The sequence below is a fragment of the Dyella sp. CR10 genome (assembly GCF_055814425.1).
The window spans coordinates 2,184,697-2,198,804 of record NZ_CP185986.1; the positions used below are offsets into that span (position 1 = coordinate 2,184,697).

At 67.1% G+C, this 14,108-nt stretch carries 14 protein-coding genes; 4 read left to right on the forward strand and 10 right to left on the reverse strand.

Annotated features, from left to right (window positions below):
- Positions 1 to 203 precede the first annotated feature (203 nt).
- Positions 204 to 653 (forward strand): H-NS histone family protein, encoded by a 450-nt coding sequence (locus ACNR9O_RS09675; protein WP_473681116.1) that lies wholly within the window; start codon positions 204 to 206, stop codon positions 651 to 653.
- A gap of 255 nt (positions 654 to 908) precedes the next feature.
- Here ACNR9O_RS09675 and ACNR9O_RS09680 read toward each other — a convergent pair whose 3' ends face one another.
- The gene (locus ACNR9O_RS09680; RefSeq protein ID WP_473681115.1) at positions 909 to 1,157 is read right to left on the reverse strand and encodes a hypothetical protein; all 249 of its coding nucleotides are present in this window, start codon (positions 1,155 to 1,157) and stop codon (positions 909 to 911) included.
- A gap of 451 nt (positions 1,158 to 1,608) precedes the next feature.
- On the opposite strand from ACNR9O_RS09680, the gene ACNR9O_RS09685 reads away from it, so the two are divergent.
- Positions 1,609 to 2,832, forward strand: a complete 1,224-nt coding sequence (locus ACNR9O_RS09685) for an SGNH/GDSL hydrolase family protein (protein WP_473681114.1) — start codon at positions 1,609 to 1,611, stop codon at positions 2,830 to 2,832.
- 98 nt (positions 2,833 to 2,930) lie between these two features.
- Here the strand turns inward: ACNR9O_RS09685 and ACNR9O_RS09690 are convergent, their stop codons facing one another.
- The 5 genes from ACNR9O_RS09690 to ACNR9O_RS09710 form a co-directional block, all read right to left on the reverse strand.
- Positions 2,931 to 5,315, reverse strand: coding sequence for an ATP-binding cassette domain-containing protein (locus ACNR9O_RS09690; protein WP_473681112.1), 2,385 nt, complete (start codon positions 5,313 to 5,315; stop codon positions 2,931 to 2,933).
- An 89-nt stretch (positions 5,316 to 5,404) separates the two neighbouring features.
- Positions 5,405 to 5,815: a VOC family protein gene (locus ACNR9O_RS09695; RefSeq protein WP_473681110.1), complete on the reverse strand. Its 411-nt coding sequence runs from the start codon at positions 5,813 to 5,815 to the stop codon at positions 5,405 to 5,407.
- Between the two features lie 40 nt (positions 5,816 to 5,855).
- Positions 5,856 to 6,308: a helix-turn-helix transcriptional regulator gene (locus ACNR9O_RS09700; RefSeq protein ID WP_473681108.1), complete on the reverse strand. Its 453-nt coding sequence runs from the start codon at positions 6,306 to 6,308 to the stop codon at positions 5,856 to 5,858.
- Positions 6,309 to 6,320: 12 nt separating this feature from the next.
- On the reverse strand, positions 6,321 to 7,211 hold the full coding sequence (locus tag ACNR9O_RS09705; RefSeq protein WP_473681106.1) for a hypothetical protein: 891 nt from the start codon (positions 7,209 to 7,211) through the stop codon (positions 6,321 to 6,323).
- Positions 7,212 to 7,279: 68 nt separating this feature from the next.
- Positions 7,280 to 7,954 carry a MarC family NAAT transporter gene (locus ACNR9O_RS09710; RefSeq protein WP_473681104.1) on the reverse strand — a complete coding sequence of 225 codons (675 nt, stop codon included), beginning with the start codon at positions 7,952 to 7,954 and terminating at the stop codon, positions 7,280 to 7,282.
- A 113-nt stretch (positions 7,955 to 8,067) separates the two neighbouring features.
- Here ACNR9O_RS09710 and ACNR9O_RS09715 point away from each other — a divergent pair, with 113 nt between their 5' ends.
- Positions 8,068 to 8,934, forward strand: a complete 867-nt coding sequence (locus tag ACNR9O_RS09715; RefSeq protein WP_473681102.1) for a hypothetical protein — start codon at positions 8,068 to 8,070, stop codon at positions 8,932 to 8,934.
- An 8-nt stretch (positions 8,935 to 8,942) separates the two neighbouring features.
- Complete coding sequence (locus tag ACNR9O_RS09720) at positions 8,943 to 9,392, forward strand: GNAT family N-acetyltransferase (RefSeq protein WP_473681100.1); 450 nt, start codon at positions 8,943 to 8,945, stop codon at positions 9,390 to 9,392.
- Here the strand turns inward: ACNR9O_RS09720 and ampC are convergent.
- The 4 genes from ampC to ACNR9O_RS09740 all read right to left on the reverse strand — a co-directional run bounded on the left by ampC (position 9,344) and on the right by ACNR9O_RS09740 (position 14,107).
- Positions 9,344 to 10,519 carry a class C beta-lactamase gene (ampC, locus tag ACNR9O_RS09725; RefSeq protein ID WP_473681098.1) on the reverse strand — a complete coding sequence of 392 codons (1,176 nt, stop codon included), beginning with the start codon at positions 10,517 to 10,519 and terminating at the stop codon, positions 9,344 to 9,346. The genes ACNR9O_RS09720 and ampC overlap by 49 nt on opposite strands.
- Positions 10,520 to 10,633: 114 nt before the next feature.
- Positions 10,634 to 12,010, reverse strand: coding sequence for a serine hydrolase domain-containing protein (locus ACNR9O_RS09730; RefSeq protein ID WP_473681096.1), 1,377 nt, complete (start codon positions 12,008 to 12,010; stop codon positions 10,634 to 10,636).
- A gap of 268 nt (positions 12,011 to 12,278) precedes the next feature.
- The gene (locus tag ACNR9O_RS09735; protein ID WP_473681094.1) at positions 12,279 to 13,034 is read right to left on the reverse strand and encodes a LytR/AlgR family response regulator transcription factor; all 756 of its coding nucleotides are present in this window, start codon (positions 13,032 to 13,034) and stop codon (positions 12,279 to 12,281) included.
- A complete protein-coding gene (locus tag ACNR9O_RS09740; RefSeq protein ID WP_473681092.1) occupies positions 13,031 to 14,107 on the reverse strand; it encodes a sensor histidine kinase in 1,077 nt (358 codons plus the stop codon). Before ACNR9O_RS09740 ends, ACNR9O_RS09735 begins: the two co-directional genes overlap by 4 nt.
- Position 14,108: the final 1 nt, after the last annotated feature.

Below are 14,108 nucleotides of genomic sequence, written 5' to 3' on the forward strand. Positions count from 1 at the left end.
CATCTTACGTGGGCGCATCTCACCCGAGTGGGTAGATTTTCGTGCGGCAACCGAGGCACCAGACGCTGCCCTCGATCACCCGGCCGATCCGGCCAAACCATCGCAAGCCTTGTGCCGCAAGGGTTTGCGCGCGATGCAGGACACCCCGCAACGCATCATCCATGTGTTAAGGTCGGGCCCGATTTCCAGCCCAGGAGCTGCGCATGGCCATTAATCTGAAGACCCTTTCGCCCAATGAGCTGGAATCGCTGATCAGCAGCGCCCGCTCCCAGCTGGAGCAATCGCGAAGCCGTCAGGTCAGTGATGTGCGCGGCAAGATCGAAGCACTGCTTACCGCTTCCGGCCTGACCCTGGCCGAGGTGTTTCCGCGCCTCGCCGGCGGCAAGGGCCGCCGCGGCAAAGCCACTGTCGCGCCGAAGTACCGCCACCCGGAAGATCCGTCGCAGACCTGGAGCGGCCGCGGCAAGCGCCCGCTGTGGCTGGTCGCGCTGCTGAAGAAGCGCGGCGTGACGCTGGACGACCTGCTGATCGAGGGCGCCGCGCCGGCGCGCACCGCGAAGAAGAGCGCCACGAAGGTGGCAAAGAAGCGGACGCCGGGGCGCGTAGTGAAGAAAGCCACCAAGAAAGCCGCGCGCCGCAGCCGCAAGGGCTGATCGCCACTTCCATTCCGTCGTCCGGCCCGTTGCGATACGGGCCGGACGCCGCGATGGCCGCCGCCATCGCCGATGCATGTTCTTGCCGGCCTCCGCATGACGCGGCATCTCCCGCCCGGCCATCCCCGCATTTTTTCGTTCCGTCACGCCGCCTCACCGACGGCACCATTGCATGCGCGACACCCGATCTCACCACGCGAGACGGCTCGACGATGTCACGCAACTCGTTGGCCACTCCGTGGCCGCGTCATTGCATCACTTGCGTGACGTAACAGCGACGAGTGACTCCAGCTCGTGGCGCGCCATGCCGGCATCGCCCTGATCCAGATACCCCAGCACCTTTTGCAGGCGCTCGTGCAACTGCTGCGCCTGCGCCTGGCGGCGCGCGCGAAAACGCGCCTGGCGCTGCGCGCCGGTCAAGGGACTCTCTTTGCGGGGACGGCCGCGGCTGCGCTTGAACGCAAGAGGCAGCGGCAAGGTGCCGGGATCGCGTGCATCAACCATGTCGAGGCTCCTCGGTGAAATGATGCGCGAATTTTAAGTTACGTAACTTAAAATTGCAATAGGCAGAACGATATAAAAAGCGACGAAAAACCGCCGCTTGAGCAATTTTCCTGAAGTGATTTATGTTCTTGGCGACGAGGCGCACGCAGCCGCGGTTTTTGCCAGGTTCCCGCCATCAATCGTCGGCAGACGCCAAAGGCAGCAGAATAAGAAATCCCGTAAAAACAATTTGATACAAGGTTTTTATAAAGCGACTTATCTTGATTGCGTCAACTCGCCTCCGCGACGCATCGTCACGCAACCACCGGTGCATGGATGTCACGTAACACCCCAGGGCATCGCGCCCGCTCCTCCAGCGCCCTGCCGGATTTTGTAAACAGGCACGGCGGATAACCGAACCGCCTTTCTGCTAAGACAGGCTTTCCGTTACCGGACAACAAAGGATTCCGGCATGTCCCGTCAGTGGCTCAAGCTTTTCCTGACCGCCTCGTTATGCGGCGCCCTGCTCGCCCCGGCCTGGAGCGCACCCACAGAACCGTCGCTGCGCTGGGTGGCCGGCTGGGGTGCGGCCATGGATTCGACCGGACCGAAGCTCTCCGACCAGACGGTGCGGCAGGTCGTGCGCGTAAGCGTGGGCGGCACTTCGGTACGGGTGAAGCTGTCCAACCTGCTCGGCGCGGGGCCGGTCACGCTGGGACCGATCCATGTCGCCCTGCGCGCGGAAGGCTCGTCCATCACGCCGGGCAGCGATCGCGCACTGACGTTTGACGGCCATCCCACCGTGACCATCCCCAAGGGCGGCAGCGTGCTGAGCGACCCGGTATCGCTGGAAGTGAAGCCGCTGCAGGAACTGGCCATCAGCCTGTACGTTCCCGCCAACGTTGCACCGGCCCCGTCGACCCAGCACAACGCGGGCCTGGCCACGGCCTACCTCACCGAGAGCGGCGATGCCACGGCGTCGGCGCATTTTCCCGGCGCCGAAGTGCACGGCAGCCGTTTCTTCCTCAGCGGCGTGGAGCTTGGCGACAAAGCCGAGCGGCATGCGGTGGTCGCGTTCGGCGACTCCATCACCGATGGCGTAGGCGCCCGGCCGGACACTTACGAGCGCTGGCCGGATCATTTCGCTGCGCGGCTGCGCGCCGATGCGGCGCTGTCGTCGGTGGCGGTGGTCAACTCGGGCATCGGCGGCAACCGCGTGCTCAACGACGGTTTCGGCCCCAGCGCGCAGGCGCGCTTCGATCGCGATGCACTGGATCTGCCCGGCGTGCGCTGGATCGTGCTGCTGGAAGGCATCAACGACATCGGCGGCTCCGGCCAGCCGGCGACGCCGGCTGACAACGTCTCGGCCGAGCAGATCATCGACGGCATGAAAAAGCTGATCGCCCGCGCACACGCCAAGGGCGTGAAGATCTATGGCGCCACGCTCACCCCGTTCGGCGGCGCAGGCTGGCCCTATCACTCGTCGCGTAACGAAAAGAAGCGCGAAGCGGTGAATGCCTGGATCCGCGACGGCGGCGCCTTCGACGGCGTGGTGGATTTCGACAAGGCCATCCGGGACCCGGCCAAGCCCGATCGGATGCTGCCGGCCTACGACAGTGGCGATCACCTGCATCCGAACGGCGCGGGATTCGAAGCAATGGCGAAGGCCGTCGACCTGGGGTGGTTCAAGCGCTGAATTCCGAGTCGTCACGTAACGACATCGTCCGAAGCGCCATCCCGGCAGGAGCCGGAATGGCGTATTCGTCACTGCACGATAAAGCGCGGACGCCTCCGCTAGGCCGTGACGTAGGCCGCCAGGTGTTTTCCGGTCAGCGTCTTGCGCGCCGCCGCCAGATCCCTTGGCGTACCCTCGAACACGACCCGCCCGCCGTCGTGTCCCGCGCCGGGGCCGAGGTCGATGATCCAATCCGCGTGCGCCATCACTGCCGGATGATGCTCGATCACGATGACCGACTTGCCCGCGTCGACCAGCCGGTCGAGCAGCCCCAGCAGCTGCGCCACGTCGGCCAGGTGCAGGCCGCTGGTCGGTTCGTCCAGCACGTAGATGCCGCCCTTCTCGGCCATGTGCACGGCCAGCTTCAGCCGCTGCCGCTCGCCGCCGGACAGCGTGGTCAGCGGCTGGCCCAGGCCGAGATAGCCCAGCCCCACGTCCGCCAGCCGCTCGAGAATGGCGTGCGCGGCCGGAACCTGCGCCTTGCCTGCGCCGAAGAAAGCTCGCGCTTCGTCGACCGGCATCGCCAGCACCTCGCTGATGTCTTTGCCGCCGAACGTGTACTTGAGCACTGCCGCCTGGAAGCGCCGGCCCTCGCAGGCTTCGCAGACCGTGGCGACCCCAGCCATCATGGCCAGGTCCGTATAGATCACGCCCGCGCCGTTGCAGGCCGGACAGGCGCCTTCGGAGTTGGCGCTGAACAGCGCCGGCTTCACGCCGTTGGCCTTGGCGAACGCACTGCGGATCGGATCGAGTAGCCCGGTATATGTGGCCGGGTTGCTGCGCCGCGAGCCGCGGATCGGCGCCTGGTCCACCATCACAACGCCTTCCCTGCCCGCCACCGAACCCTGCACCAGCGAACTCTTGCCGGAACCGGCTACGCCCGTCACCACGGTCAGCACGCCCAGTGGGATATCGACATCGACCTTGCGCAGATTGTGGGTGTCGGCGCCGCGCACCTTTAGCGCATCCGACGGCTTGCGCAGCGAGCGCTTCAAGGCGGAACGGTCGTCCAGGTGGCGACCGGTCAGCGTGCCGCTGGCGCGCAACTCGTCCACCGTGCCGGCGAACACCACCTCGCCGCCGGCCGAGCCGGCGCCGGGACCGAGGTCCACCACGTGGTCGGCGATCGCGATGACCTGCGGCTTGTGCTCCACCACCAGCACGGTGTTGCCCTTGTCACGCAGCCGCAGCAGCAGCTCGTTCATGCGCCCGATGTCGTGCGGATGCAGCCCCGCGGTGGGCTCGTCGAAGACATAGGTGACGTCGGTCAGCGCCGAGCCGAGATGGCGCACCATCTTCACGCGCTGCGCTTCGCCGCCCGACAAGGTGCCCGCGGGCCGGTCCAGGCTCAGGTAGCCCAGCCCGATCTCCACGAACGAATCCAGCGCGAGCAGCAGCTTGGCCGTCAGCGGCGCCACCGATGGCTCGTCCAGCCCGCGCACCCACTCGGCCAGGTCGCTGATCTGCATGGCGCAGGCATCGGCGATGCTGATCTTCCTGATCCTGGAGGACCGCGCCGCCTCGCTGAGGCGGGTGCCGCCGCAATCGGGACAGGTAGTGAACGTCACTACCCGTTCCACGAACGCGCGCACGTGCGGCTGCATGGACTCGACGTCCTTGGACAACATCGATTTCTGGATCTTCGGAATCAGGCCTTCGTAGGTGAGGTTGATGCCGTCGACCTTGATTTTGGTCGGCTCCTTGTAGAGCAAATCCTGCAGCTCGCGCTTGCTGAACTTCCTGATCGGCTTGTCCGGATCGAAGAAGCCGCATCCGGTGAAGATGCGGCCATACCAGCCGTCCATGCTGTAGCCGGGAACGGTCAGCGCGCCCTGGTTGAGGGACTTGCTGTCGTCGTAGAGCTGGGTCAGGTCGAAGTCGGTGACCGCGCCCCGGCCCTCGCAGCGCGGACACATGCCGCCGAGGCGCTCGAAGGTCTGCTTCTGCGCCTTGGTTTTCGCCCCGCGCTCGACGGTGATCGCACCGACCGCCTTGACCGAGGCCACGTTGAAGGCGAACGCGCTCGGCGGCCCGATATGCGGCTTGCCCAGGCGACTGAACAGGATGCGCAGCAAGGCGTTGGCGTCGGTGGCGGTGCCGACGGTGGAGCGCGGATCGCCGCCCATGCGCTCCTGGTCCACGATGATCGCCGTGGTCAGGCCTTCGAGCACGTCCACGTCCGGGCGTGCCAGCGTCGGCATGAAACCCTGCACGAAGGCGCTGTAGGTTTCGTTTATCAGCCGCTGCGACTCCGCCGCGATGGTGCCGAACACCAGCGAACTCTTGCCCGAACCGGACACGCCGGTGAATACCGTCAGCCGGCGCTTGGGCAGATCGAGGCTGATGTTCTTGAGGTTGTTTTCGCGGGCGCCGTGGACGTGGATGATGTCGTGGCGATCGGCAGTGCTGGAGGGCTGGGGCTGGGCGGGCTTTTTGGTCGGCATCGCTTGTTGATCAGTCTATGGCATTGACGTTACGCAACGGCTCTACCCGCCGCACTCTTCGAGGCGAAGCCCCTGCCCGCTCCGGCAGCTCACCGCACCTCATTGATCCGCACATGATTCCCCGCCGGATCGCGGAACGCGCAATCCCTCACGCCATACGGCTGCGCGGTCGGCTCCTGGATCACCTCGGCACCGGTGGCCTGGATCTTCTCGAACGTGCGATCCAGATCCTTCGAGGCCAGGATGATCATGGCGTAGGTACCCTTGGCCATCATTTCGCCGATGCTGCGGCGCTCGTCGTCCGTCAGCCCGGGCGTGGCGCCCGGCGGATGCAGCACGATCGACACGGCCGGCTGGCCGGCCGGGCCGACCGTGATCCAGCGGTTGCCGCCATAGGCCACGTCGTTGCGGACCTCAAAGCCCAGGATGTCGCGGTAGAAAGCCAGCGACGCCTCCGGATCGGTATGCGGAAGGAAGGTGGAATGAATGGTGATGTCCATGGCGAAGCGGTCTCGTTGGTCACGGTGAAGCCCGTGGCGCTCAATCTACCTGCGGCTCGGCGACCGGCGCTTCTCGATTCCTGATCGGCCGGGTGACCTGCTTGGCCACGCACGAGGGGATGCCCGCGGCCGCCTGCGCCTCGCGGCGGCGATAGGCACCCGGCGACATGCCGACCAGCTCGCTGAAGCGCGTGCTGAACGTGCCCAGCGACGAACACCCGACCTCGAAGCACACGTCGGTGACGCTGAGATCGCCGCGGCGAAGCAGCGCCATCGCGCGCTCGATCCGGCGCGTCATCAGGTACGCATAAGGTGATTCGCCATAAGCCAGGCGGAACTGCCGGCTGAGATGGCCGCCCGACATGTTTTCTCCGCGTGCCAGCGCTTCGACATCCAGCGGCTGCGCATACTCGCGATCGATGCGGTCGCGGATGCGGCGCAGCTTCGCGAGCTCGCGCAGATGTTGCGTTGCGTCGTCGGATCGGCCGCTCATCGCCGGATCGTGTCACGGGCTCCCGGGCACGCTCAAGTGCGCGGACGTCGCCGGCGCGTGAATGGCCGCCTCCGCGCGCACCTCCGCCAGCGCACGCAGGCTCAGCCGCGCCGCGCCGATCGCCAGCCACGCCGGCGTCAGCAGATTCAGCACCGGCACGCAGGCGCTGGCGAGCGCGACCAGCCCGAACAGCGCGAAGGCCGTGCGTTCGCGCCGCAGCACCGCCTCGCACTCGGCGCGCGAGGCGACGCCGCGCAGCGCCCGTTCCGCGATCCAGGCCACCGGCAGATAGGCCAGCAGAGGAAACCACAGCAGCCCCAGGTGCGGCACGAACATCGCCGCCATGTAGATCAGCTGGCTGATCACCAGCGCCAGCAGCACCCGCCGCAGCATGCGCCACGCGCCGCCGTCCACCGGCGTCGCCGCCGGCGCCAGCTCCGGCTGACGGTCGCGGGCGCGACGCATCACCGCCGGCCACAGCCAGCGCGAGGAAAGCAGCAGCGTCAGCAGCAACCCGCACAGCAGCACGCCGCAGGCGACGGCCAGCGCCAGCGCGGCCGCGGCATGCGCCAGGCCCGACAACCCATGCAGCAGATCCATCGCGCCGCCGGCCAGATCGATACCGCCCGCGGTCGTGGCCGGCGCGCTGAAACGCGCGTGGCTGTCCTGCAGGCCGGTGAGGCCGAAACTCACCAGCAGCAAGGGCACGAAGGCCAGCACGAACCACTGCGCCACCTCCCAATGCCGGACGAACAGCCACAGCGCGACACTACCCGCGATCAGCGCGATGACCGCCGAGCGCCACAGCACCGCCGGCCGCCATGCGCCCTTGAAGCCCATGCCGGTGGCGTAGCCCGCATCCGTGAAGGCGCGGCCGATACGAGCGAAAAAACTGGAAGACATGCGGGCCATCCCTGGCGGAAGCGACGCGCGAGACTAGCGCATCGACCGCTGCGGCAGCGAGTCCCGGCCTAGGCCACCACGAACCCCCACGCCTGCAGCAGGTCGTGCACCCCGTTGATGGCGAACTGCACGCCGATGCATACCAGCAGGAACCCCATCAGTCGCGCCAGCGCGTCGACGCCGGTCTCGCCGAGGAAACGCATGATCTTGGTCGAGCCACGCATGCACAGCCAGAACACCAGCGCGAACAGCAGCGCCGTGGTGATCGCCACCAGATGCGTCATCGGCGTCAGGCGCCCGCCCGGCACGCTGGATGCGGCGCTGATGATGAAGGCGATCGTGCCCGGCCCGGTGGTACACGGCATGGTGAGCGGGATGAAGGCGATGTCCGGCAGCCTGGCGGTGGATTCCTCGTGCGACGCCATCTCCGCCTGCGCCTTGTCCTCGGCGACCTTGGCCGGCGGAAACAACATGCCGAAGCCGATGTAGGCCACGATCAGGCCACCGGCGATGCGCAGCCCCGGCAAGGAAATGCCGAAGCCGCTGATCACCGCATTGCCGGCGTAGAAGCACACCAGCAGGACAATCGTCACGTACAGCGTGGCGCGGTTGATCTGGCGGCGGCGCTCGGCCTCCGGATAGCGGCTGGTCAGCGCGAGAAACACCGTGGCGCTGGTCAGCGGATTGGAAATGGGCAGAAGGCCCAGCAGCCCCAACGTGACGTAGTTCAGGAAATCGGCCATGGCGTGCGACTCCTTGCGGCGGGCCTGCGCAGCCTAGCAGCGCCAACGTCGGCGTGGCCGGCGGACCGGGCTAGAATGCCAACTCCCAGGAGCTTTTCACTCAAGGATCGACCATGCGCAGACTCGCCCTCCCCCTCAGCTCCCTGCTGTTCCTCGCCGGCTGCGCCGGTGGCAGCGTGGACTTTTCCATCGACAATCCCACCGACGCGCCGCTCAAGCTTCAGATCGACGGCAACGCGTACGAGATCCCGGCCCACCAGGCCAAGGACGTCTCGCTGAAGGCCGGCGAGCATCAGCTGGATGCGGCAGCCACCGGCCCGGTCAAGTTCATCGTCTACGCCGGCCGCAAGGGTGGCCTGATCAACCCGACGCTGAGCGACTACGTGATCGTCAGCGAGGCCTACATCACCGACGCCTCGAAAGCGAAGAACTTCATGCCGGCCGGCGGCGGTCCGTTTCAGCTGGATGGCGTGCCCTTCAACGGGCCGTTCCGGCACGTCGATGGCCTGTTCATCGACCAGAGCTGGCGTTTCGGCGTGCGCGAGCCCTTCCCCGATTCGCTGGAAGGCTACGACGCCGGCAACGGCGGCAACATCTTCAACAAGATCTTCACCGCGCAGGACTTCGTCGCCTACTTCGAGAAGAGCACCGGCGAAGCGGGCTTCTTCGAAAAGAATCGTCTGCACGCACCCGCCGCGCCGCATCCGCTCGCGCCGCCCGCGCCCCTGCCCGAATTCGCCGATGCCACGACGCAAGCTGCCTCACTCCCGCTGCGCGAGCTGTACGACAAGTACCTGCACGCCACGGACCCGGCCGAGCAGAAGCGCCTGCAGGACCAGTACTACCCGCTGATCAGCGCCTTCACGACCGCCACCGCCTCGCTGGCCAGCAAGCGCCCGGTGGAAGAAAACAACAAGCAAAACGAATTCGTGCGGCGCACCGGCGAAATCTTCGGCTGGTCGGCGCACGTGGAGCGCTGAGCCGGCGCATGACAGTGCGTACCCGCCTCATGCAGGAAGACGACCGCCCCGCCCTGCGCGAGTTGTTCCTGCACGCGCGCAGGGCGACGTTCACCTGGCTGCCCGAGGCCACATTCCGGCTCGAGGATTTCGACGAACAGACGCGCGGCGAACGCGTGCTGGTGGCCGAGACCGGCGAGGCATGCCTCGCCGGCTTCATTGCGCTGTGGGAGCCGGATCGCTTCATCCATCATCTGTATGTCGCCGCGGCACAACAGCGACAAGGCATCGGCCGCCTGCTGCTCGAAGCTCTGGGTTGGCCCGAGGCACGCCTGCAATTGAAATGCCTCGAGCGCAACGCGGCGGCCCTGGCGTTCTACCGCGCCCACGGCTTCATCGAGATCGGCCGCGGCAGCGCCGCCGATGGCGACTACTTGTTGCTCGAATCGGTCACGCCCAGCACTTCCATCAACCGATAGGCGAAGCGCACCCGCTCCTCGGTGGGGTGGTTGTGGTTGGTCAGGATCACCAGGCCGACATGCTTCGCCGGCAAGAACGCGACATAGGCACCGAAACCGTTGGTGGCACCGGTCTTGTTGATCCATGACGCGTCCGGTGCAGGACGCGGCGGCGCGATCGCGGTGGCCGGCTGATCTTCCATGACCATGCGCGCGGCATTGCCCTTGAGCAGATCGTCCTCGGCCACCGGCCAGGGGTAGTACTCCCAGGCCAGCGCCTGAGTCATCGGGCCGCTGCGGTAATAGCCGACGTGCGTATCGGCGATGGCACGGCGCATCTGCGGGTCGACCCGGGCTTCACCCAGCTGCACCTGCAGGTAATGCACCAGATCGCGTGCGGTGGACTTCACGGCATAGGCCTCCGGACCGAGCAGGCCATCGCCCACGCGCACAGGCACGTCCTTGGCGTTATAGCCCTGTGCGTAGGTGTCCATCTTGTTCGCCGGCACCCGGATCCAGGTGTCGGCGAGGCCCAGACCGGGGAACAGGGTCTTCTCCGCGGCGTCGGCATAGGGCACGCCAAGCTGCCGCGCCGTGATCGCGCCGAGCATGCCGATGCTCGGGTTGGCATAGCTGCGCTTGGTGCCTTCCGCATAGCGCGGTTTCCAGGCCTTGAACCAGGCGGTCAGCTGTTCCTGGTCGGCGACCTCGTCGGGTACCTGCAGCGGAAAGCCCCCGGCGGTGTGCGTGCCCAGATCGAACAACGCGACCTGGCCGAACGACGTGCCCCGGAACTCCGGCGCATACGTCGCGACGTGCTCGTCCAGCGACAACTTGCCCTGGCCCTGCGCATACGTGGCGAGCGTCGCGAGAAAGGTCTTGCTGATCGAACCCAGCTCGAACAGCGTGTCGCTGGTGACCGGCTGCCTGGTCGCCTTCGATGCCACCCCGAAGTTGTAGAAACGCTCCTTGCCATCCACGGTGACGGCGATGGCGAGGCCCGGGATGTGCTGCTCGCGCATGAAGGATTCGGCGGCCTGGCGCACCTGGGCATCGACATCCTTGGCCGGCGCGGACGCGCCGATGGCCGGCGATACGAACATCGCGATCGGCACGCCCAAGGCGCAGAACTTCCCGAATACATACATCGTCATTTCTCCTTGGCTGTCGCGACGAGGTGCGCGAGCGTAGCAGCCGACGACGACCGCCCGGCCGGCGGGAACGAGGCGAAATCATGACAATCCCGGCGACGCGCGCTGTCGCTACCCATACGCGTCGATCGCCGCCTTGATCAGCGCCACATCATCCCTCATGCCGTAGTACGGCGGCGCGGAATAGCCGAAGCGCGTGATCACCAGATGCGCCGATGGCACCACATAGATGCGCTGCCCCATGGTGCCGCTGGCGAAGAAACCATCCTTGGGATAGCCACCGGCGATGCGCCATTGCGCCGGCTCGCTCGGGCCGTCGTTGGTCCAGAACCCTGCGCCGTAGGGCGCGCCCAGCGTGGACCGGCGCGACCAGTCCGCCCAGCCTTCCGGCAGCAGCCGCGTGCCATCCGGCGCGACGCCATCGCGCAGGTAGAGCCAGCCGAGGCGGGCGTAGTCGCGGGCGCTGGCATAGACGTAGGTAGAGCCGACGAACGTACCGGCACCGTCGAATTCCATCGTCACATCGCCCATCCCCAGCGGCGCGAACAATTCGCGCCGGGCAAACGCGCGCAGCCCTGCCGGACCGCCGCCCACCACGCTGCCGATCTTGCGCGCAAGCAGCACGGTGTCGGCCGAGGTGTATTCCCAGGTACGGCCTGGCGGTTCCTTCGCCGGCTGCGCGCCGGCAAAACCGGCCATGTCGCCATGCAGAAATTCCATCCGCGCCACCGGACTGAAAGCGGACTCCGCTTCCTCCACCGCGAGCCCGCTGCGCATGCGCATGAGATCTTCGAGCGTGATCGCGCGGCGCGGATCGTCGACGGCCGACCATTCGGGCGCGTTCAGCGGCTCATCGACACGCAACTTGCCTTCGCGCACGAGGATGCCCAGCAGCGCATTGGTGAACGACTTGGCGACGGAAAAGCTGATCAAGGGCGAATGCTCGTCCACACCCTCGGCGTAGCGCTCGGCTACTACGCGGCCATCTTTCACGATAACCACGGCCTTGACGCGCTTGATGGGCTCGCCGGGTTGCTCGGCGAAGACGCGCTCGATCGCGGCAGTCACTGCCGGCTTGTCCGAGGCGACCCGCCCGTCCGGCGCGAAACCATCCGGCGCCGGCGCGATGGGCGCCTCGGCGATCGCGGGCAACGGCTGGTCGCCGGGCAGCGCCAGCCGGCAACCATAGCCGGGGACGAATTGAGCACGGGCCAGCCGGCGCAGCGGGCCGGACGCGTCGACACTGTGCGTAGCACGCGACACCTGCACGGAGAGCAGATGCCCGCCAAGTTTGCCGATCATCGGCACAACCAGCTCGTCATAAGTGCGGCGGGGATCCTGGCCGCCGACAAAGGTCATCGAGCAGACGTGGTGGGCGGCCACGCCGGCAGCGACACGCAGCGCCTGATGGAGCTTGGCGATGCCATAGCCGCCACCGATCAGCGCGACGGCGAGGACGCTTCCGAGGATGAGTTTTTTTCTGCGCATGGCTGTCTCCGGTGAGTGGAGGCAGTCTGGACGCCCCGGTCGATCGAAAAGACGAGGGCTGGGACAAAAGTGGCCACGCCAGGGACGAAGCCCCCGCTCTGCACCCTCTCTCCGCTGGGCTGAGGGGTCGGGCGGAGCGCAGAAGCCGAAACGGAAAGCAAGCCTCGCCCTGTCGATCCGTTCCGGCGAGCCCCACCCCTCATCCGCCTGCTGGCCCCCTCTCCCCGAAAGGGAGAAGGGACGCCCGTCCAAACCTGCTGATTCACAGCTACAACGACATCCCGGGTGGCAAATCCTCCAGATACCGCTTCGTCCACGTCACCCGCGCCCCGTCCCGCAGCAACAGCCGCTTCTCACCATCCGGCCACGGCTGCACCTCGCGGATCGCATCCAGTTGCACGATGGTCGAACGATTCACGCGCAGGAAGCGCGAGGGATGCAGCCGCGCCAGCATCGCGTCCAGCGTCCCGCGCAGGCGCCGCGGTTCGCCATCGACGAATACCTCCAGATAATTGCGATCCGATTCGATGCGGTCGATGCGTTCCACCGCCACCAGCTCCGCCGCATCGCCCGACGGCAGCAACAGCCGCTCCAGGTAGCGCACGGGCGGCGGCGCGCTTTCCAGCAAGCCGTCCAAGCGCGCACCGATGCCCAGTGCCGGCGCCACCTTGTCGCGCAGCCTCCGCACCGCCGCCTGGAAGCGCTCCGGCCCGACCGGCTTCAGCAGATAGTCGAATGCATGCACCTCGAACGCGCGCACCGCCTGGTCGTCATGCGCCGTGACGAAGACGATCTCCGCCGGCAGCGGCTCGCCCAACGCCTGCAGCACGGCGAAGCCGTCCATGCCCGGCATGCTGATATCGAGGAACACCACGTCCGGCCGCTCGCGCTGGATCAGTCGGACCGCCTCACGTCCGTCACTCGCTTCGCCGATCCATTGCACGCCCTCAGCGTCGGCCAGATAACGGCGCAGCTTCGCCCGCGCCGGCGCTTCGTCGTCCACCACGACCGCACGCAACGTCATGCGGCCTCCCAGCGCCGCGCCGGCAGCCACACCGTCACCACGCCGCCGTCCGGCGAGGTATCGAGCCGCACGCCCGCCTCGTCGCCATACAGATGCCGCAGGCGCGCACCGACGTTGCCCAGGCCGATGCCGTGGCCGGCGCGCGCCACGCCACCGCCGCTATCGCGCACCCGCAGAATCAGGCGCTCCGCCTCGCGCACGGCCTCGACCCGAACCCGGCGCCGGTCGCCCACGCCGCCGTGCTCGATGGCGTTTTCCACCAGCGGTTGCAACAACAGGAACGGGAGGCGCAGCTCATCGAGCGCGGCATCGCCTTGTACCTGCGCATCCAGACCGTCGCCGAAGCGTGCCCGCTGGATGTCCATGTACAGCGCCAGCAGTTTCCACTCATCGGCGAGACGGTGCTCCTGCGCGCTGGCCGACAAGGTCGCGCGCAGCAGCGCGCCAATGCGCGACAGCATCTCGTCGGCAGCCGCCGGCCGGTCGTACATCAGCTCGGAGACCGCATTGAGCGTATTGAACAAAAAGTGCGGATTGAGCTGCAGGCGCAGGGCCTCCAGCCGCGCCTCCGACAGCGCCGACTCCAGCTGCGCCGCGCGCAGCTCGCGCGCTCGCCCTTCGCGATAACGGTCGAACAGCCACAGGCCCAACGCGATCATCGCGTAGAAGAACAGCTGCGTCGGCACTTCCATCAGGTAACGCCACGCCGTCGGCGGATAGGCGAACCCTGGCAGATCCGCCAAGCCGAACACCAGCTGGCGCAACCCGATCATCAGGCTGGTCTGCGCTACCGACAGGCCGGCGAACACCGCGCCATGCCATAACCAGCTGCGCCCTCGCAACCAGCGCAGCGCATGGAACACCGGCGGCAGGAACGCGCCGAAGCTGAGGCTTCCGGTCAGCTCCTCGATCAGCTTCGGCACGAACAGCGACGGATGACCGTTGGCCACGTCGACCAGGTAGCGATTGAGGGCGCGCAGCACGCCGATCGCCACCAGCAGCAGCACCCACAGGGCGAGCGCGTAGCGCCGCCATGCCGGTGGATCGGACGCGTCGCGGTGCTCCGTCGCCATG